This is a genomic window from Sphingomonas melonis DAPP-PG 224 (assembly GCF_000379045.1).
In the GTDB taxonomy this organism is placed as follows: domain Bacteria; phylum Pseudomonadota; class Alphaproteobacteria; order Sphingomonadales; family Sphingomonadaceae; genus Sphingomonas; species Sphingomonas aquatilis.
This window is the reverse complement of the sequence record NZ_KB900605.1, coordinates 383,800-403,491: the sequence shown is the minus strand read 5'-3', so window position 1 is coordinate 403,491 and position 19,692 is coordinate 383,800. Positions and strand designations below refer to the sequence as shown.

The window sequence follows — 19,692 nt, the reverse complement described above, 5'->3', positions numbered from 1 at the left end:
GTTGCCTCTAGCGCTAGAGCAGGCGAAGGCGCCGCGCAACGGGGCGTGTTGGGTTGGTAATACGGACAGGTCAGTAGGCGGGAATCACCCAGCGCGTCCGATGGTAATGATATCGGACCGACTTGTCCGAGGGTGGGAAGGTGCTCCGTGTCATCAACACGCGACAGCTCGTGTCGTCCAGCGAGGCGATGTTGGAGCTGACCACGACGCGGCACGCCGTGGGTTTTCCCTGTGCGTCAACTGTCACCAGTGTTTTGACCAGGCCTTGCTGATTACCGCGCAACGCATCCACCGGATAATCATCGGCCGTAAACAACCGTGCGGCGACCCCCGGCTCCAGGTCGATCATCGCATCCGGGTCTGCACCCCAGGATTGCAGCAGGTCCCGTCCACAGGTCTTGGCGGCGACGAAGGCCTTGCCGATCCCCTTGATCGGAACAGCGATAGGGCGATCCGCACCGGCATCGACCAACAGCGTCTCGGCGGTCGGCACCGCCTTCCACTGGTCGTCGGCGAGCGACAGCTTGATGGCGTACATGTCGTGTCCGGTGGCGCCCCCGACCCAACGCGCCGGAGCCTTTGTCCCGCCGGGCGCCAGCGTGACTGCGGCGGTGCCGGATGTGCCACGCCACGCTTTCTCCGGCATCAGCAGGACGATGTCGCCACGATCGGATTGGGGATCGACGTCGATCGCCAAAATCGCCGGCTTCGGCCCATCCCCGAACGCGCGGTTGATGATGCACTGGTTCGGTGCATATTCGACGCCCCATTTCGCCGTCGATCGGTCGACATGCGCCGCCGGTGCCGCAGCTTGCAGGGCGAGGGCGAGGGCGATGATCGCGCCAGCCGGGGCCCCCGCCGTCATTATGGCACCCTCCAGTCGGTGCGCTTAAACACGTAGCGCGTCTCTCGCGACGAGGGTTCGAATTTCGCACGCGCCGTCATAATCCGGCACGTCGTCGCATCGAGCAACGGCGAACGCGAACTGACCACCACCTTACAGTCGCGTGGTCGTCCCTTGGGATCGATCGTCAGCAGGATCCTCACCGTGCCCGATTCGCCATTGCGCAGCGCTTCAGGCGGATAGTCCAAATTGGTTATCCAGTCTCCGGGACTCTTCGAACCGGAGGTGTCGATCATCGCATCGGGGTCCGCGCCCCAGGATGTCAGCAGCGTCCGGCCGCACGTCTTGGCAGCGGCGATCGCCTTGTCGATCCCCTTGACCGGTACGGATACGGGCGATGCGAACGGCCCCTGGATCGTCAGCGTGTCGCCCGCCGTAATCGCGGCCCAGCCGTCCTGGCCGACCCCGATTTCGATCGCCGCCCGCGCGTCCTTCGATCTGCGGGCGAACCATATCGGCCGCAGCGTCGCGCCGCCCGGGGCGACGGTCATCGTGGCAGTGCCGAAAGTCCCCTTCGTCGCAACGCCGGGAATGAGCAGGACGATATAACCGGTGCCGGTCATCGGATCTGCATCGACGGCAAGGAACGACTTGACCGGGCCGGACCCGAACTGCCGGTTGATGATGCACTGTTCGGGGCTATAGTCCACGCCCCACTTGCCTGCCGCATCTATACTGCCGCCCGAAGGTGCGGCGGCCTGTAACGCCAGCGCGACCAGTCCGATCATCATGCTTATCCCCCGATATTTTTTTCGAGCCTAGCATTGCTGCGCGCCGCTGCAACGGGATGCCACTGGCAGAACGATCGCGTCTCGCCTAACCTGCCGCCGCGCACCGCGAAAACGGCGTCGGGCGCAAGTATTGGGGGGAAGATGTATGCGTATCGTGCTGGGCGGCGTGGCGGTGTTGGCGTTGGCGATCGGCGGGGCGGGCGCCTTGCGCGCGCAGACCGGGGCCGGGGCCGTCGATGCACGCGCTTTCGGTGCGCGTGAGGACGTCCGGCAGGTCAGCATTTCCCCCGACGGCAAGCGGCTCGCGATGGTTCGCGCCGCGGCGGGGGCGGGCACCGCGCTGTACGTCGCCGATCTGACCGGCGACGCAACGCCCCGACCGATCCTCACCTCGAGCGGCCGGCCCGATCAGCTGACGGGGTGCAGCTGGTCGACCGCGACGCGGCTCGTCTGCAATATCTCGACGCTGATGACGACCAACGGCATGCGGCTGGGCTACAGCCGCGTGCTGACGCTCAACGCCGACGGCAGCGATATGAAGCCCCTGTCGGGCGAGACACGCGACCGGATCGACGGCTTCGGCCAGTTCGGCGGCGGCATCATCGATTTCCTCGCTGACGATGCGGCGGGCGGCGATGCGAAGGGCGGTTCGGTGCTGATGACGCGCGATTACGGTGCGCAGATGACCACCGGCTCGATCACCGCCTCCACCGCGTCGGGCCTGGGCGTCGAGCGCGTCGATACGACGACGTTGCGCCGCCAGCAGGTCGAACGGCCCAGTGGCCGCGCCAGCGAATATATCACCGACGGCCACGGCACCGTCCGCATCATGGGCATCACCGCCGCCAGCGACAGCGGCATGCTGCGCGGCCGCACGACCTATATGTACCGCAAGGCGGGCGATCGCAGCTGGCAGCCGCTGTCCGTGGTCAGCGACGATGGCGGCGTATCGCACGGCTTCGATCCCTATGCCGTCGATCGCGACGCCAATGTCGCCTATGGCTTCGACGATCACGGCGGACGCCAGGCACTGTACCGCGTCGCGCTCGACGGCAGCCTGAAGCGCGAACTGGTGCTCGATCGCCCCGATGTCGACGTCGATTCGCTGATCCGCATCGGCCGCCAGCAGCGCGTCGTCGGCGCCAGCTTCGCTACCGACCGGCGCGAACGCGTGATCTTCGATCCCGCGCTGAAGGCGCTTGCCGCCTCGCTCGGCCGCGCCTTGCCGAAACAGCCGATCGTCAGCATCGTCGATGCCAGCGCCGACGAACAGAAACTGGTGCTGTTCGCCGGCAGCGACGTCGATCCCGGCAGCTTCTATCTGTTCGATCGCACCGCGAAGAAGCTGTCGCCGATCCTGTCGGTGCGCCCGCCGCTGGGCGGTCGTACGCTCGCCAGCGTCAAGCCGATCAGCTTCAAGGCGGCGGACGGCACAATGATCCCCGCCTATCTCACACTGCCCGCCGGCAGCAGTGGCAAGGGACTGCCCGCGATCGTCCTGCCGCACGGCGGCCCCGGCGATCGCGACGAATGGGGCTTCGACTGGTTGCCGCAGTTCTTCGCGGCGCGCGGCTATGCGGTGCTCCAGCCCAATTTCCGCGGCTCGACCGGCTATGGCGCGGCGTGGTTCCAGAAGAACGGCTTCCAGTCGTGGCGCACCGCGATCGGCGACGTCAACGATGCCGGCCGGTATCTGGTGTCGCAGGGCATCGCCGCGCCCGACAAGCTCGCGATCGTCGGCTGGTCCTATGGCGGCTATGCGGCGCTGCAATCGGCGGTGCTCGACCCGGCATTGTTCAAGGCGATCGTTGCGATCGCGCCGGTCACCGACCTCGAAACCTTGCGCGGCGAACATCGCAACTTCACCAATTTCGAACTGGTCGACGGCTTCATCGGCCATGGCGCCCATATCCGCGACGGCTCGCCGGCGCAGAATGTCGATCGCATCGCCGCACCGGTGCTGCTGTTCCACGGCGACCTCGACCAGAATGTCGGCATCGGTGAATCGCGCCTGATGGCCAGCAAGCTGCGGGGGGCGGGCAAGCCCGTGACCTTCGTCGAATATAAGGGCCTCACCCACCAGCTCGACGATAGCGACGTGCGCACCGACATGCTCGGCAAGAGCGACGCCTTCTTGCGCACCGCGCTGCATATCGACGGGTAAGGCCTTTGGGAGCCAGCCGCCGCGGCCGGCTCCCCCTTTTGCCTTTAGTTGGTCGCGATGCGCAGCGTCGCCATCAGGCGGCGGCCCGGCATCACCACCAGGTCCTTGTTCAGTGCGGTGCTCAGCCGCTGCGTGTCGTTGGTCAGGTTCTGGCCGACCAGCGCGATCTCCATATTGGGATGCGAGGCGAACGGGCGCACCGCCAGCTGGCCGTCGAGCGCCACGTAACCCGGCGTCGGCGTATCGAACACGCCCGCCTTGTCCTGTTTGCCGGCGTAGATCAGGTTGAACCCGGCATCCAGCCGGTCGCCGGTCCAGTTCAGCCCGCCGCCGATACGATAGGGCGGGATGCGCGGGACGTTGTTGCCATCGTCCAGCGTCGCGCGCGTGTAGTCCGCGAGCACGTTGAACCGGTAGACGCCGTGCGACGTGTGGACGAGGTCGTAGCTCGCCTCGCCCTCGAACCCGCGGAAATGCGCGCCCTGCTGGCGGTAGTTCAGCTCGCGCAGGTCGTGGTCGTCGTCCTGCGTCGCCTGGCACGCGCCGTCGTCGGTGCAGTACAGGCCGGTCAGGTCGCCGTAGATATAGTTCTTGAACCACGAACTGTAGACGCTGCCGTCGAAGCGGAACTTGCCCGACCGGATGCGCAGCGTGCCCTCCAGCGAATTGGCGCGTTCGATCTTCAGGCGCGGATCGCCGGTTTCGAACGTGTTGGGCCCGTCATGCCCGCCGCGCGCGAACAATTCGGTCAGCGCCGGCGCGCGGCCGGTGCTGGAGAAGGTGACGCCCAGCTTCACCGCGGGGCTGACCGTGTACAGCGCGCCGATCGCACCGCTCAACGGCGTGTAGCGCGGCGTGGCGGCGACGTTCGACGCGGGCGTGCCGGTCAGATGCACTTGCTCGATCCGGCCCGACGCCTCGACGTGCAGCGGCCCGGCGATCTTCGTGTCGGTAAAGACATATCCCGCGATGCTCTCCATCGTCGCGGGGAACAGGTACGAGCTGTCGTCGCCCACCGCCGAGAAGTTGCGGTGCTGATATTCGACGCCCAGCGCGGTGTTGTCGATGAAGCCGATCCGGTTGGTCAGCAGTTCGGCGCGCGCATTATATTCCTTGTTGCGGAACGTCGTGTCGATCGTGCCGTCCGGCTCTTTTTCGTCGTGGCTGTAATTGGCGTAGCTGCCATCCAGGCTCAGCGACTTGAGCAGGCCCGATCCCAGCGCGAACGACGATCGCGTCATCACCTTGGTCTGGCGCATGTCGATATAGGTGGTGTCGCTGGGGATGCCGTATTGCGCGTCATATTGCGTGATCGCCGCGCCGACATGGCTGTCCTTGTTGCTCCCGAAGAAATACGACCCGCCGACCGATCCGCCGAAGCCCTTGAAGAAACTGTTCTGCTGGACGCCGAGCGGGGTGTCGTAATTGCCCTCGTGCCGGCCGAAGCCATCGGCGTGCAGCGCCAGGTCGCCGACCGTCGCATCGACCAGCGCCGCGCCCTGATACAGGTCGGACACGGTGCCATAGGTGCCGTTGACCTCACCCGAGAACGGCCGGTCGGACAGGTGCATCGGCACGCGATCGTTCAGCACGTTGACGACGCCGCCGATCGCCTGGCTGCCGTAGCGCAGCGTGCCCGCGCCACGCACCACCTCGATGCTGCGCGCGGAGAGCGGATCGATCGGCATGCCATGGTCGGGCCCGATGTCGGACACGTCGGAGGAGCTGAGGCCGTCTTCCAGGATGCGCACGCGCGTCGCGTCCATGCCGCGGATGATCGGGCGGCTGGCGCCGGTCGCGAAGCCGGTCGCGGCGATGCCGGGCACCTTGGCCAGCGCATCGGAAATGCTCGCGCCGCCGGCCTTCAGGATATCCTCGGCATCCACCTTGGCAGAGATGGCGGGCGTATCGTCGCGATCGTGCTGGATCGGGCTGGCGGTCACGATGATGTCGCGGCCGGTGTCGGCCGTCTGGGTGGCGGGCGCGGCGGTCTGGGCGAGCGCGCAGGCGGGGAACAGCGCGGCGCTGGCCGCGCCGAGGAACAGGAAAGAACGCATCGACGTCTCCGGGAAATCGGGCACAGGCGCGCATCGGCCGCAATCGGCGACGCGCGAGGGGGGAGGGATCAGAGCGGAGAGTCGATCGGCGGCGCGCGACTGCGCCAGCCATGGCCGCGCGGTGCGGGCAGGGGATAAGCGGCGACGGCTTGGACGGGCCTGATCGCCGCCGCGGGCACCGCGGCCACCGCCGTCGGCACCGCATCGGGCAGCAGCGGTTCGAACGCCGCACGCGCATAACAGAGCGCGCAATCCGCATCCGCGGTCGCCAGCGTCGTCGACCGGTCCGTGCCGTCGCGGGCGGTGGGATGCAGCGGATGCATGTGCGCCTGCGCGATGCCCCCGCCGCCCAGCAGCGCGCACAACGCCAGCAGCGCAAGCATCAGCACGCCCGGCTGCGGCCGGCGCTGGCAGGGTCGCGTGTGTCTCATCCCGCCCCGTCCCGACACGAGCGAACCTGTCTAAAAGCTGAATGAGAGACAACATATCATCCTTGTCATGTTGCCCCACACGCAAGTCGCTGAAATCGCTCGCCCACGCGGATTGCGGCCGGATTGTTGCCGCCTGTCATCATGCCGTCGCACGCCGCGCGCAGACTGCACCGCCATCGGATTCGGATCGTTTCGGACGGGGCACATTCCTGTTACGATCGCGTCGAACCGCAAGGGGACCCAAGGCCATGATCCGCGCCCGCTGCCGTGCTGTCCTGCTCGCCTGTACGATGACGACCCCCGCCGCGGCCCAGCAGGCGACGACCGCGCCCCCGCCCGTGGCCCAGGCTGGCAACAAGGCTCCCGGCCCGGATATCGTCGTGCAAGGGCTGAAAGACCGCAAGCGCGGCACGTGGCGCCGGGCCGATGGCGCGCACATCATCGTCTATAGCAAGGGAAGCGCCGACGAACTGGTCCGGGTCACCCGCAACATCGAACGGCTGCACCAGTTGCTGACCCGTCTGTACCGGCGGGGCGGCGGCGCCGACGATATGGTCCGGCCGCAGATCACGTTGCTCGATCCCGACACCGATCTGTCGAGTCTCGGTCTGCAGAATGCGCGCTGGCAGCAGGGGCCGTTCATGGCGCCCTTCGCGGGCACCGTCTATTACGACCCGCGCGAGGACGGCGAGGTGATGGCCGTGTCGCGTCGCGATACGTCCATCAAGCTCAATACCGTGCGTGCCTTCAACGAGGATTGCGACGACGTCGTGCAGTATGCCGGGACCGACGCGGTCGGACTGTGTTCGAAGATGGCACCGCATCGTAATCCGCTGGGCGTGGCGTGGGAACGCTCGCTCTACGCCGCCTACGCCGAACGCTTCATCCTCACCTATGCGCCGGCCAGCGATCCGCGCTGGTATCTGGATGGCATCGGCGCGCTCTTTTCATCGATCGCGATCCGGCCCGACGGCGCGATCGACTATGCCCGCGTGCCCGATCAGTTCCAACAGGTGCTGACCGCCTATGGGCCGGCTGACGTGGCCGGCGTCCTGACAGGCCGCTACCTGACCGACACCGGCGACGCCGCGCGCTGGTCCCCCTATCACGCGTGGCTGGTCAGCCACTTCTTCCTCTATTCGGCGCTGTCGTCCCAGCGCAGCGACCAGTTCCGCCGCTATATGGCCGCGGTGCGACAGGGCAAACCCCTTGCCGAAGCCGCCACCGTCTTCGGCGACCTTGCCGCCTTGCAGCGCGAGATCGGCCGGTACGCGCGCCGCGACTTCGCCTACGCCCATGGCCAGGCGCCGCAGCCTGATGTGCCGCCGCCCGCCGTCACGCAACTCTCGCCCACAGACTCCGCACTGGTCGAGGCGCGCCTCGCGCTGGGCGGCCGTGGCGACGGCTGGCTCGACACCATCCGCGCCGCCACCACCGGTGTCGACGATCCCGACGCGCTGCGCGTCGCCGCGACGGCGGAATGCGGCAGCGGACATGCCGACGCCTGCCTCGCTGCCGCCGATCGTGTGCTGGCCAGCCGCCCCGACGATGCCGCGGCGCTCGCGTCGAAGGGGCGCGCGCTGACGCTGAAGGCAATCGCTACGGCTGGGGCCGATCGGACGACCGGCCTCGCCGCCGCGCGGCAGCTTCTCGCCCGGGCGATCACGCTCGATCGGGACGCGCCCGCGCCGCGACTCGCCTATGTGCGAAGCTTTCTCGACGCGGGGCAGGCACCGCCCGACGATGCGTTGCTCGGCCTCGCGCAAGTGATCCGCCGCGTGCCCGCCGCACCCGCGCCGCGCCTGCTGCTCGCCGAATCGTTACTGAAGCAGGGCAAGGCGGATCTCGCCGGCCGTGTCGCCTTCTCGCTGACGCATGGCCCGTTCGATTCCCCGGAACGACGCACCGCGACGACGCTGTTCGCCTCGACCGGCACCGCTGCACGCGGCAGCTAAGTCGCCGCTTTTCGGGCCAGCGAGACGAGCCGCGCCAAAACGTCGACGACTTTCTTCGGTTCCCGTCCCGCCGATCTCTTGACGGTCCCCGGCCCGCGACACATATCCCGGCCGTTGGCACTCGCGCATCGTGAGTGCCAGATTTTTGTAACACTGACTGAAAAGAGGGACTTCGCAATGAACTTTCGTCCGTTGCATGACCGCGTCCTCGTCCGCCGTGTCGAGGCGGAAGAGAAGACGGCCGGCGGGATCATCATCCCCGACACCGCCAAGGAAAAGCCGCAGGAGGGCGAGGTCGTCGCCGCCGGCACCGGGCTGAAGGCCGAAGACGGCAAGGTCACGCCGCTCGACGTCAAGGCTGGCGACCGCATCCTGTTCGGCAAGTGGTCGGGCACCGAGGTGAAGGTCAACGGCGAAGACCTGCTGATCATGAAGGAAAGCGACATCCTCGGGATCGTCGGCTGATTGTGACGGGCAGGGCCGTTTTTGGCCCTGACGTACTGTCCACTTCCACAACTTCCAATTTTCGAAAGGGTAGCCACCATGGCAGCCAAGGACGTAAAATTCGGCCGCGACGCGCGTGAACGCATTCTGCGCGGCGTCGACATCCTCGCCGACGCGGTGAAGGTCACGCTGGGGCCGAAGGGCCGCAACGTCGTGATCGACAAGAGCTTCGGCGCGCCCCGCATCACCAAGGACGGTGTGTCGGTCGCCAAGGAAATCGAGCTCAAGGACAAGTTCGAGAACATGGGCGCGCAGATGGTGCGCGAAGTGGCCTCGAAGACCAACGACATCGCCGGTGACGGCACCACCACCGCGACCGTGCTCGCCCAGGCGATCGTGCGCGAGGGCATGAAGTCGGTGGCGGCCGGCATGAACCCGATGGACCTGAAGCGCGGCATCGACATCGCGGTGACCAAGGTGGTCGAGGACGTGAAGTCGCGCTCGAAGCCCGTCTCGGGCTCGTCGGAAGTCGCGCAGGTCGGCATCATCTCGGCCAACGGCGACAAGGAAGTCGGCGAGAAGATCGCGGAAGCGATGGAGAAGGTCGGCAAGGAAGGCGTCATCACCGTCGAAGAGGCCAAGGGTCTCGAGTTCGAGCTGGACGTCGTCGAGGGCATGCAGTTCGACCGCGGCTATCTGTCGCCCTACTTCATCACCAACCCGGAGAAGATGACGGTCGAACTGAACGATCCGTACATCCTGATCCACGAAAAGAAGCTGTCGAACCTCCAGGCGATGCTCCCGATCCTGGAAGCCGTCGTCCAGTCGGGTCGCCCGCTCCTGATCATCGCCGAGGACATCGAGGGTGAGGCTCTGGCCACGCTCGTGGTCAACAAGCTGCGCGGCGGCCTGAAGGTCGCAGCGGTCAAGGCACCGGGCTTCGGCGATCGTCGCAAGGCGATGCTGGAAGACATCGCGATCCTGACCAAGGGCGAGATGATCTCGGAAGACCTCGGCATCAAGCTCGAGAGCGTCACCGTCGGCATGCTCGGCACCGCCAAGCGCGTCACGATCGACAAGGACAACACCACCATCGTCGACGGTGCGGGTGAAGCCGACGCGATCAAGGGCCGCACCGAGGCGATCCGTGCGCAGATCGAGAACACCACCAGCGACTACGACCGTGAGAAGCTCCAGGAGCGTCTCGCCAAGCTCGCCGGCGGCGTTGCCGTGATCAAGGTCGGCGGTGCGACCGAAGTCGAGGTCAAGGAGCGCAAGGACCGCGTCGACGACGCGCTGCACGCGACCCGCGCGGCCGTCGAAGAGGGCATCGTCCCCGGCGGTGGTACGGCGCTGCTGTACGCGACGAAGGTGCTCGAAGGCGTCACCGGCGCCAACGAAGACCAGACCCGCGGCGTGGACATCGTCCGCAAGTCGCTGACCGCGCTGGTGCGTCAGATCGCGCAGAACGCCGGCCATGACGGCGCCGTCGTCTCGGGCAAGCTGCTCGACCAGACCGACACGTCGTTCGGCTTCAACGCTGCGACCGACCAGTATGAAAATCTGGTCGCCGCCGGCGTGATCGATCCGACCAAGGTCGTCCGCACCGCGCTGCAGAACGCAGCCTCGGTCGCCGGCCTGCTCATCACCACCGAGGCGACCGTCTCGGAACTGCCCGAGGACAAGGCTCCGGCCATGCCCGGCGGCGGCGGCATGGGCGGCATGGGCGGCATGGACTTCTGATTTCGGACCGGGGCAGCGAAGGCTGCCGCGGACACGAAATCAGAACGGCCGGCGGGTCGGCCAAGCCGATCCCGTCCGACGTCACGGCAGCGGCTCCGCCGCTGCTCGCCAAGCAAAACAGGGGCCGGGGGCGCAATCCCCCGGCCCTTTGTTTGACCCCATAGTGGTGGTACGCTCGGGCTATGGAGTACGCATCCTCCTATGATCCGATCACGGCCGGGGCGTTTGCCCAGTTCGGCTTCCCCGAACACCTCAAATGCGAATTGGTCCACGGCATCATCCGCAGACGTAACGACCGCACTCCCGCCCAAGCGAAGATCAGCAGCAACGTCCTGACGAACTTGCGCAGCAAGCTTCGTGGGACCGACCGTCGGCCTTATGGTTTTGACACAGGCGTCCGTGTCACGGATACCGACGTCCGCTACCCGGATGTCAGCGTCTGTTACGACAGCTCCGCTACTCACTGTCGTGAGGTGCCGCGCGTCCTCACTGACCCGATCGTGATCATTGAAGTCTGCTCAGGCTCGACCGGCCGCTTCGACGAAACCGCGAAGCTCGGCCAATACCGCCACCTGCCGTCGCTCGACACGATCGTCTTCGTCGATCCCGAAGCGGAAACGGCCCGCGTCGTCCAGCGCCTCGGCCCCCAGTCATGGCGTGACGACCTGTTCGCCCAGCCCCATGACGTCATGCTGCCGGCGCTCGACCTGACCATCCCGCACACCGAAATCTTTGCCCGGGACTGACACCGGCAACCCCATAGCCGCCCGCTCGTTACGCCGGCCATGAACCACGACGCGACCCGCACCGACATTCCCGCTGACGGTGCCATCCTCGGCTACGGACCGATGCTGCCGCTGGTCGCTGCCGGGATCGGCGCATGGCTGCTGCCGCCGCCCTGGCCGTTCTGGGCGACGCATCTCGGGATCATCTGGGGTGCTTTGATCCTCGCCTTCATCGCCGGGGTGCGGCGCGGCTTCGGCTTCGGTCATCCGGCTGCATCGAAGCCGGTCGAGATCGCGACCTGCATCGCCTATTTCACGCTCGCCGGTCTGGCGCTGGTCGTCGAACAGGCGTCAACGGCGCTGCTCTTGCTGCTCGTCGGCTATGTCGTCGCGGGCTTTCTCGATCGCCGCGCCGCAATTGCTGGCAACGCACCCGCTTATTTCGCGGCGCTGCGGCTGCGCCAGTTGTTGATCGGCGCGGCGGGGATCGCCGCGCTGTTCGCCCGGGCCGTCATCGCCTGACGGCCCGGCGCGTCGATTACTTCTGCATCGCCTCGATCAATTTCTTGACGTCCTGGCTACGACCGCGCGGCACGATCATCACATCGTTGCCGCACGCCACCACGATTAGGTCGCTGACGCCCACCGCCGAGATGCGGACGCCGTCTGATCGGATCAGGCAATTGTTCGTGTCGATCGCCAGCACCTCGCCGCGATGGTGGTTGCCACGCTCGTCGCACGGGCTGATCGCAAGCAGCGCGTCCCAGCTGCCGACATCGCTCCAGCCCATCGCTACCGGCACCACCGCGACGCGATCGGCGCGTTCCATCACGGCATAGTCGATCGAATCCGACGGCGACCCCCCGAACGCCTCCGCATCAGGGTAGACCCGCACGCCCTCGCGCCGGGCTTGCCGCATGGCGGTCTGCGCGGCGGTCAGGATCGCCGGAGCATGCGCCGCCAGCGCGCCCAGAAACATGTCGGCGCGGAACAGGAAGATGCCGCCGTTCCACACATGGTCGCCCGCCGCCAGCATCGCCTCGGCACGATCCCGCGGCGGCTTTTCGACGAAGCGTGCGACGCGATGCACGCCCTCGGCCAGTTGGTCGCCGACCTGGATCCAGCCATAGCCGGTTTCGGGCGCATCGGGCGCGATCCCGAACGTCACCAGCCAGCCATCCGCGACCATCGGCATCGCGGCGTCCACCGCGGCGCGGAATGCCTCGACATCGGCGATGACGTGATCGGACGGCATGACCAGCAGCGCGTCCTCCGCCCCCGCCGCTAGCGCCGCTAGCGCGATCGCCGGCGCGGTGTTGCGGCCGACCGGTTCCAGGATCACCGCCTGCGGCTTGGCGTCAGCGGCCGCGAGCTGCTCGTCGATCGCATCGGCATGCCGCGCATTGGCGACGACGATCGGCGCCGCAAACGCCTCGCCATGCGCCCGCCGCGCGGTCAGCTGCAGCATCGTCTCATCCGCGGTCAGCGGCAGCAGCTGCTTGGGCATTTCGGGGCGCGACATCGGCCACAGCCGGGTGCCCGATCCTCCCGAAAGGATCACAGGAACGATCGTCATATAGGTCAGGAAACTCCTAGGACGTCTTTCCCTAAGCCAGAAAAGACCGGAAACGTAACGATAATCCTCGCCGCTTGTTCAAGCTTTCTTCGTATTTTTCTGCGACGCCGCTGACAGCCTGTCGGAAAAGCTTACAGGACGGCGTCGGAGGAGCCGGGCATGATCCGCCTGTTCAAGCATTACGTGCCGCATGTCGTGCTGCTGCTCGGCCTGGTCGACGCGCTGTTGCTGGTGCTGGCCGGCGAACTCGGCTGGGTGCTGCGCGCCTATCAGATCGGCATGCACGTCGATCCGATCACGACGCGCCTGCCGCAATTGCTGTCCTTCGCCTTTGCCTTGCAGGTCGCGCTGATCGCGGTCGGGGCGTATGGCGTCGCCTCGCTCCTGTCGCTCCGCTTCGCGGCGGCACGGCTGGCGGTGGCGCTGCTGATCGGCGTGTCGTGCCTGTCGATCCTGTTCTTCCTGATCCCACCGCTCGCACTGTGGCGATCGAACCTTGCCTATGCGACGCTGATCGCGGCGGTGCTGCTCGTGATCGTACGCGGCGTCGTCGGGCGTCTCGTCGGCGGAGACCTGCTCAAGCGGCGCATTCTCGTGCTGGGGGCGGGCGCGCAGGCGAATCGAATCCGTGATCTGGCGCAGCAGCCCGGCGCCAACGTCATCGTCGCCGGCTTCATCGCGATGCGCGATGGCGAGACGGTGGTGCCCGACGCGATCCCGCGCGGCGCCATCCCCAATCTCGCCGCGCATGTCCTCGACCATCAGGTCGCCGAGGTGGTGCTGGCGCTGGAGGAACGCCGCAACGCGCTGCCGTTGCAGGACCTGCTGCGCGTCCGCACCACGGGCGTCGCCGTTACCAATATCTCCAGCTTCCTCGAGCGCGAGACGGGGCGGATCGACCTCCGCTCGGTCAACCCGTCGTGGCTGATCTTCTCGGACGGTTTCGCCTCGGGCCGCATGGTGTCGAGCGCCTTCAAGCGCGCCTTCGACGTCATCGCCAGTCTGGTGCTGCTCGCCTTCACGCTGCCGATCATCCTGCTGACCGCGGTGGCGATCCGCCTCGAATCGAAGGGCCCCGCCTTCTACCGCCAGCGCCGCGTCGGCCTGTACAACCAGGGCTTCGACATTCTGAAGTTGCGCTCGATGCGTCAGGATGCCGAGGTGCCGGGTCACGCGGTCTGGGCGGAGAAGGACGATCCCCGCATCACCCGCATCGGCCGCATCATCCGCAAGGTGCGGATCGACGAACTGCCGCAGGCCTGGTCGGTGCTGAAGGGCGAGATGAGCTTCGTCGGCCCGCGCCCCGAGCGCCCGCAATTCGTCGCGCAGCTGGAACAGCAGCTGCCCTATTATGCCGAGCGGCATATGGTGAAGCCCGGCATCACCGGCTGGGCGCAGATCAACTATCCCTATGGCGCGTCGATCGAGGATGCGCGTCACAAGCTCGAATACGACCTCTATTATGCCAAGAACTATTCGCCGTTTCTCGACCTGCTGATCCTGTTGCAGACGTTGCGCGTGATCCTGTGGCCGTCGGGGGCGCGCTAGCGTCATGGTGATGCTGATCCTCTGGGGGCATGCGCTCGCCGCGCTCGGCTTTGCGGCATTGACGCTCGCCTGGTCGCGTCGGGCGGCGGCGGTCGGCCTGCACAGTCGCATGCTGGTCGCGGCGCTGGCGGTGACGGCGCTGTGGGCGCTGGCGGTGGCGGGGATCGGCGAAGCCGACCTCGTCACGCGCGTCGTACAGTCGTTGCGCAACCTCGTCTGGCTCGCGGCGATGCTGGTACTGGTCCGGCGGACCGGCGCCGGCGTGGCGGCGGTGTATGCGCTCTACGCGGCGACCGCGACGGTCAGCGCGCTGGCGATCGGGTGCGCGTTGCTGGAAACGCTGCCGTTCGCGGCGACGACGCTGGCGACGCTCGCCGATCTGCGGCTGATTGCGCGCATGCTGGCGGCGGTCGGCGGGCTGATCCTCGTCCACCAGCTTGCCTTCGTCGGGCGCGAGCGGGAACGCGGGCGGATCGTGCTGATCGCAGCGGCGATCGCCACCATCTGGGGCCTCGACCTGCTGGTCGCGGCGGCGGACTGGGGCTGGGGCGCGTCGCCCGCGGTGGTGGTGGTCCGCGGCTTCGCACTGACGGTCGCCACCGTGTTCCTCGCCGTGCCGTTGCAGGCCGACCGGCGCGGCCTGTCGCTGTCGCACGACGTCGCGATGCGGCTGTTCGTCGCGACCGCGATCGCCGCCTATGTCGGCGCGACGTTGCTCGCGACGCAGGTCGCCGGCCGGTACGCGGGCGATGCCGCGCGCGTGGCGCAGACCGCCATCGTGCTCGGCGCGACCACCGCGCTGATGACCTTGCTGTCGACGCCCTGGCTGCGCGCCTGGACCAAGGTGAAGGTCGCCAAGCATTTCTTTGACCACCGCTACGACTATCGCGCCGAATGGCAGCGCTTCACCGCGACTTTGGGGTCGCCGGGCGAGGGCGCCGATCCGCTCGACCGCCGCATCGTCCGTGCGATGGCGGAGCTGACCGGATCTCCCGCCGGCCTGTTGCTGATCCCCGCCGGCATGGCCCTTGAGGCCGGCGCCGCATGGCATTGGCCCGAACAGCCGCCCGAAGCGGCAGCGGGCGACACCGCGCTCTTCGCCTATCTGGCCGCGACCGGCCGCATCATCGCGCTCGATCAGGTTCGCCGCGGCGACGCGCCGGAGGGCGAGGGTGCGGCGGTGCCGGCATGGATGGGTACGCAGGACGAGGCCTGGGCGCTCGTGCCCCTGTTGCACGGCACCAGCCTGATCGGGGCGATCCTGCTGGCCCGCCCGGCGGTGGACCGCGCGCTCGACTGGGAGGACCTCGATCTGCTCCGCGTCGCCGGACGGCAGGCGGCGAGCTACCTTGCCGAGGATCGCGCGCATGCGGCGCTCGCCGATGCCGCGCGCTTCGATGAATTCAACCGGCGCTTCGCCTTCATCCTCCACGATATCAAGAACATGGTCAGCGGCCTCAGTCTGGTCGCGCGCAATGCGGAGCGGCATGCCGACAATCCCGCCTTTCGCGCCGACATGGTCGAAACCCTCAAGGATTCCGCCGCCCGCATGAACGCGCTGCTCGCCCGCCTGTCGCAGCATCATCGCAGCCTGCCCGAACCGCTACAGCCGGTTGACGTCGCCATGCTCGCCGCGCGGCTCGCCGGCGCCCGCCGCGCGCAGCATGTCATCGAGGTCGCAGGGCAGGGGACGGCGCTCGCGCAGCCCGGGCGGCTCGAACAATTGCTCGGTCACCTGCTCCAGAACGCGGTGGAGGCCTCGCCCACCGACGCACCCATCACGATCGGGATCGCGACGGAGGGCGCGCGTGTCGAGATCGACGTGGTCGATCAGGGCTGCGGCATGAGCGCTGCCTTCATCCGCGACCAATTGTTCCGCGCCTTCGCCTCGTCCAAGCCCGATGGCTTCGGCCTCGGCGCCTATGAGGCGCGTGAACTGGCGAGCGCGATGGGCGGCACGCTCACCGTCACCAGCCGCGAAGGCGCAGGCACCCGCTTCCGCGTCACGCTGCCGGCCGCGACGGCGCTGGAGGCGGCGGCATGAGCGAGGTGCGGCCCGTCCTGCTCGTCGTCGAGGACGATCTCGCGCTGCAACGCCAGTTGCGCTGGGCCTATGAAGGCTATGAGATCGTCACCGCCGCCACCCGGGCCGAGGCGATCGACGCGCTGCGCCTGCACGAACCCGCGGTCGTCACGCTCGACCTCGGCCTGTCGCCCGACCCGGACGGCACCAGCGAAGGCTTTGCGACGCTGGCCGAGATGCTGGCGCTCAAGCCCGACACCAAGATCATCGTCGCCTCCGGCCATGGCGCCCGGGCGAGTGCGCTGGACGCCATCGCGCTGGGGGCCTGGGACTTTTACGCCAAGCCGATCGATATCGACGCGCTGGGCCTGATCGTCGCGCGCGCCTTTCACGTCCACGGGCTCGAGGCGGAAAACCGCCGTCTCGCCGCGCGGGATACCGGTCATGCGGGGTTCGGCGGCCTGATCTACGCCTCGGATGCGATGGCGAAGGTGGTGCGCACCGTCGAACGCGTCGCGCCGGCCGACGTCTCGGTCATGCTGCTCGGTGCCAGCGGCACCGGCAAGGAATTGCTGGCGCGCGGGCTGCATCAGGCCTCGCCGCGCCGCACCGGAGCCTTCGTCGCGATCAACTGTGCCGCTATCCCCGAAACCCTGCTCGAAAGCGAATTGTTCGGCCACGAGAAGGGCGCGTTCACCGGCGCGGTGAAGACGACGCCCGGCAAGATCGAACAGGCCGCCGGCGGCACCCTGTTCCTCGACGAAATCGGCGACGTACCGCTGCCGCTCCAGGTCAAATTGCTGCGGTTCCTGCAAGAGCGTGTCATCGAACGCATCGGCGGGCGCAAACCGATCCCCGTCGACACGCGCATCGTCTGCGCCACGCACCGCGATGTCGATGCGATGGTCGTCGACGGCAGCTTCCGCGACGACCTCTATTACCGCCTCGCCGAGATCGTCGTGCGCATCCCGGCGCTCGCCGAACGGCCGGGCGATGCCGCACTGCTCGCCCGCGCACTCGTCCACCGCCATGCCGCGGCGATGAAGCTGCCGGTCACCGGCCTCGCCCCCGATGCACTCGCCGCGATCGAGGCATGGGGCTGGCCCGGCAACGTCCGCGAGCTCGAAAACCGCATCAAGCGCGCGGTCATCATGGCGGACGGCAAGCTCGTCACTGCCGCCGACCTCGATCTCGTCGCCACGTCCGACGACGGCCTGCCGCTCAATCTGCGCACCGCGCGCGAAGCGGCCGACCGGCAGGCGATCCGCCAGGCGCTGGCGCAGGCAGGCGGCAACATTTCCGGCGCGTCGCGGTTGCTCGGCATCAGTCGCCCGACGCTGTACGACCTCCTGAAGAGCTACGACCTGCATGGCTGATCCGCGCTATCCGATGCTGCGCCGTCGCCGGCGGCGGCGCGGGATGCGGCTCAGGCTGTCGGCGTTCACCCGCGCCCGCGCGGTTGCGCTCGGGGTCGTCCTCCTCGTGCTGATCGCCGCCGCAGCACTCGCGCTGCGCCCGCATGCCCGCCCCGCACCGGCCCAGGCGCTCGCCGATGCGCGCACCGCCTTCGGGCTCGGTAATTTCAGCGCCGCACGCAATCACGCACTCGCCGCGCTGGCCGGCGACCCCGCGTCACGCCCCGCGATGCTGCTGCTCGCCCGCAGCTATCTGCGGCTGGGCGAGGGCGCCGCGGCGGAGGGCACATTGGCGCGCGCCGGCAAGCTCGGCGAACCGGCGGCGACGCTCGCCGGCCTGCAGGCGCAGGCGCGGCTGTTGCAGGGCGATCCGCAGGGCGCGCTTGACCGCGCCGACCAGGCCGTGGCGAACGATGGCGACGCGGTCCGCGCGCGGGCGCGCGCCACCGCGCTCGGCGGCGATGCGGGGCAGGGCGCCCAGTTGCTGACCGACTGGATCGCCGCGCACCCCGATGACGCGCTGGCGGTGATGGACTTCGGCCGCATCCGCCTCGATGCCGGCGAACTCACCGGCGCCACGCAGGCGGCGGCGCGCGCGGTGCGGCTCGCCCCCGGCGATCCCGGCCCGCTGACCTTGCAGGCGGAGGTGGTTCGCACCCGCTACGGCCTCACCGCCGCATTGCCCTGGTTCGAGGCGGCGTTGCAGCGCGATGCTTATTACACGCCCGCGCTGATCGGCTATGCCGCGACGCTGGGTGAGCTGGGGCGCAACTTCGACCTGCTCGACGCCGCCCGCGCGGCGCTCGCCGCCCGGCCGGGCCATCCGCAGGCGCTGTATCTGCAAGCCGTGCTCGCCGCACGCGCGGGCAAACCGGGCCTTGCCCGCGCGATGCTCTACCATGCCGGCGGCGCGCTCGCCGCCACGCCGGGGGCGATGCTGCTCGACGGTGGCGCCGATCTCCAGGCTGGCCGGTATGAGGGCGCGACCGGCACGTGGCGCCGGCTCGCCGAGGCACAGCCCGCCAATCTGGTCGTCCGCCGCCTGCTCGGCGCCGCGATGCTGCGCGCGGGCGATCCCGCTGGCGCGCTCGACTGGCTGGGCCCCGCGATCCAGCGCCGCGACGCCGACGCCTATACGCTGACGCTCGCCGCCCGCGCCTATGAAGCGCGTGGCGACCGCCTGACCGCGGGGCAATTGCTCGACCGCGCGGCGCGCGGCGCCTCCGACAGCGCGGGCGGCTTCGCCAGCGACGACACCGTCGGCACGCTGCGCGCCGCGGCGGCAGGCGATCCCGGCGACCCGCATGCGCTGATCGAGGTGATCCGCGGCCAGCTCTCCGCCGGCGACACCGCGGGCGCCATCGCCCAGGCGCGCGTGCTGGTCGCGCAAAGCCCCGGCGCGCCGCCCGCCCAGCTCGCGCTCGGCGATACGCTCGCCGCCGCGGGCCGCTATGCCGAGGCCGCGCCCGTGTACGCCCGCGCCGCCAGCCTGTCGTTCGACGAGGCGACGATGCTGCGGCTGGTCGACGCCTGGGGCCGCGCGGGCCGCCCCGAACAGGCGGCGGCGGCGCTGTCGCTGTTCCTCGAACAAAATCCGCAGAATTTGACCGCGCAGGGTCTGCGCGGGCGCCTTCAGATCGAAAATGGCGAAGCCGATGCCGGTATCGAGACGCTGGAGGCGGTGCGCCGCATCGCCGGCAACCGCGACGCCGCGCTGCTCGCCGATCTCGCGCGCGGCTATGCCGCCACCGACGACGGCGCCATCGCCCGCCGCTACGCCCGCGCTGCCTATGCGCTGTCGCCGATGAACCCCGGCGTGTGCGACGCCTATGCGCTGGCCCTTGCCGCGGACGGCGACCTTGCCGGCGCGCGCCAGCTCGCGACCAAGGCGCTGGCGCTCGCCCCCGGCGACCCGCGCCTCGCCGCACATGCCCGAGCGCTCGCCCGCTGATCGCTTGCGCGCGGCGGACGGCCAC

General features: G+C 68.5%; 15 protein-coding genes. 10 read left to right on the top strand and 5 right to left on the bottom strand.

Annotated elements, in window-relative coordinates:
- Nucleotides 1–70 precede the first annotated feature (70 nt).
- On the bottom strand, nucleotides 71–865 hold the full coding sequence (locus tag SPHME3_RS0101995; RefSeq protein ID WP_024310436.1) for an energy transducer TonB: 795 nt from the start codon (nucleotides 863–865) through the stop codon (nucleotides 71–73).
- The gene (locus SPHME3_RS0101990; protein WP_017977528.1) at nucleotides 865–1,635 is read right to left on the bottom strand and encodes an energy transducer TonB; all 771 of its coding nucleotides are present in this window, start codon (nucleotides 1,633–1,635) and stop codon (nucleotides 865–867) included. The genes SPHME3_RS0101995 and SPHME3_RS0101990 overlap by 1 nt, the downstream gene beginning before the upstream one ends.
- A gap of 145 nt (nucleotides 1,636–1,780) precedes the next feature.
- Between SPHME3_RS0101990 and SPHME3_RS0101985 the strand changes: the two genes are divergently transcribed.
- On the top strand, nucleotides 1,781–3,799 hold the full coding sequence (locus SPHME3_RS0101985) for an alpha/beta hydrolase family protein (protein WP_017977529.1): 2,019 nt from the start codon (nucleotides 1,781–1,783) through the stop codon (nucleotides 3,797–3,799).
- A gap of 44 nt (nucleotides 3,800–3,843) precedes the next feature.
- On the opposite strand, the gene SPHME3_RS0101980 is transcribed toward SPHME3_RS0101985, so the two are convergent.
- Nucleotides 3,844–5,856 carry a TonB-dependent receptor gene (locus SPHME3_RS0101980; RefSeq protein WP_024310437.1) on the bottom strand — a complete coding sequence of 671 codons (2,013 nt, stop codon included), beginning with the start codon at nucleotides 5,854–5,856 and terminating at the stop codon, nucleotides 3,844–3,846.
- A 68-nt stretch (nucleotides 5,857–5,924) separates the two neighbouring features.
- Nucleotides 5,925–6,287, bottom strand: a complete 363-nt coding sequence (locus tag SPHME3_RS0101975) for a DUF2946 family protein (protein ID WP_017977530.1) — start codon at nucleotides 6,285–6,287, stop codon at nucleotides 5,925–5,927.
- A gap of 248 nt (nucleotides 6,288–6,535) precedes the next feature.
- Here SPHME3_RS0101975 and SPHME3_RS0101970 point away from each other — a divergent pair, with 248 nt between their 5' ends.
- The 5 genes from SPHME3_RS0101970 to SPHME3_RS0101950 all read left to right on the top strand — a co-directional run bounded on the left by SPHME3_RS0101970 (nucleotide 6,536) and on the right by SPHME3_RS0101950 (nucleotide 11,676).
- The gene (locus SPHME3_RS0101970; protein WP_017977531.1) at nucleotides 6,536–8,242 is read left to right on the top strand and encodes a hypothetical protein; all 1,707 of its coding nucleotides are present in this window, start codon (nucleotides 6,536–6,538) and stop codon (nucleotides 8,240–8,242) included.
- A 177-nt stretch (nucleotides 8,243–8,419) separates the two neighbouring features.
- Nucleotides 8,420–8,707: a co-chaperone GroES gene (groES, locus tag SPHME3_RS0101965; protein ID WP_017977532.1), complete on the top strand. Its 288-nt coding sequence runs from the start codon at nucleotides 8,420–8,422 to the stop codon at nucleotides 8,705–8,707.
- 78 nt (nucleotides 8,708–8,785) lie between these two features.
- Nucleotides 8,786–10,429, top strand: coding sequence for a chaperonin GroEL (gene groL / locus SPHME3_RS0101960; protein WP_017977533.1), 1,644 nt, complete (start codon nucleotides 8,786–8,788; stop codon nucleotides 10,427–10,429).
- A gap of 182 nt (nucleotides 10,430–10,611) precedes the next feature.
- Nucleotides 10,612–11,175, top strand: coding sequence for a Uma2 family endonuclease (locus SPHME3_RS0101955; protein WP_017977534.1), 564 nt, complete (start codon nucleotides 10,612–10,614; stop codon nucleotides 11,173–11,175).
- A 39-nt stretch (nucleotides 11,176–11,214) separates the two neighbouring features.
- Entirely contained in the window at nucleotides 11,215–11,676 is a 462-nt protein-coding gene (locus SPHME3_RS0101950; protein ID WP_017977535.1) for a DUF3429 domain-containing protein, read from the top strand.
- 16 nt (nucleotides 11,677–11,692) lie between these two features.
- On the opposite strand, the gene SPHME3_RS0101945 is transcribed toward SPHME3_RS0101950, so the two are convergent.
- The gene (locus SPHME3_RS0101945; RefSeq protein WP_017977536.1) at nucleotides 11,693–12,730 is read right to left on the bottom strand and encodes a mannose-1-phosphate guanylyltransferase/mannose-6-phosphate isomerase; all 1,038 of its coding nucleotides are present in this window, start codon (nucleotides 12,728–12,730) and stop codon (nucleotides 11,693–11,695) included.
- A gap of 159 nt (nucleotides 12,731–12,889) precedes the next feature.
- Here SPHME3_RS0101945 and SPHME3_RS0101940 point away from each other — a divergent pair, with 159 nt between their 5' ends.
- Genes SPHME3_RS0101940 through SPHME3_RS0101925 form a run of 4 tightly spaced genes read left to right on the top strand, consistent with a single transcriptional unit; the run spans nucleotide 12,890 to nucleotide 19,667 of the window.
- Entirely contained in the window at nucleotides 12,890–14,278 is a 1,389-nt protein-coding gene (locus tag SPHME3_RS0101940) for a TIGR03013 family XrtA/PEP-CTERM system glycosyltransferase (protein WP_017977537.1), read from the top strand.
- 10 nt (nucleotides 14,279–14,288) lie between these two features.
- Complete coding sequence (gene prsK / locus SPHME3_RS0101935; protein ID WP_231291967.1) at nucleotides 14,289–16,322, top strand: XrtA/PEP-CTERM system histidine kinase PrsK; 2,034 nt, start codon at nucleotides 14,289–14,291, stop codon at nucleotides 16,320–16,322.
- Nucleotides 16,319–17,677, top strand: coding sequence for a PEP-CTERM-box response regulator transcription factor (gene prsR / locus SPHME3_RS0101930; RefSeq protein ID WP_018250526.1), 1,359 nt, complete (start codon nucleotides 16,319–16,321; stop codon nucleotides 17,675–17,677). Before prsK ends, prsR begins: the two co-directional genes overlap by 4 nt.
- The gene (locus tag SPHME3_RS0101925; protein ID WP_018250525.1) at nucleotides 17,670–19,667 is read left to right on the top strand and encodes a tetratricopeptide repeat protein; all 1,998 of its coding nucleotides are present in this window, start codon (nucleotides 17,670–17,672) and stop codon (nucleotides 19,665–19,667) included. The genes prsR and SPHME3_RS0101925 overlap by 8 nt, the downstream gene beginning before the upstream one ends.
- Nucleotides 19,668–19,692 lie beyond the last annotated feature (25 nt).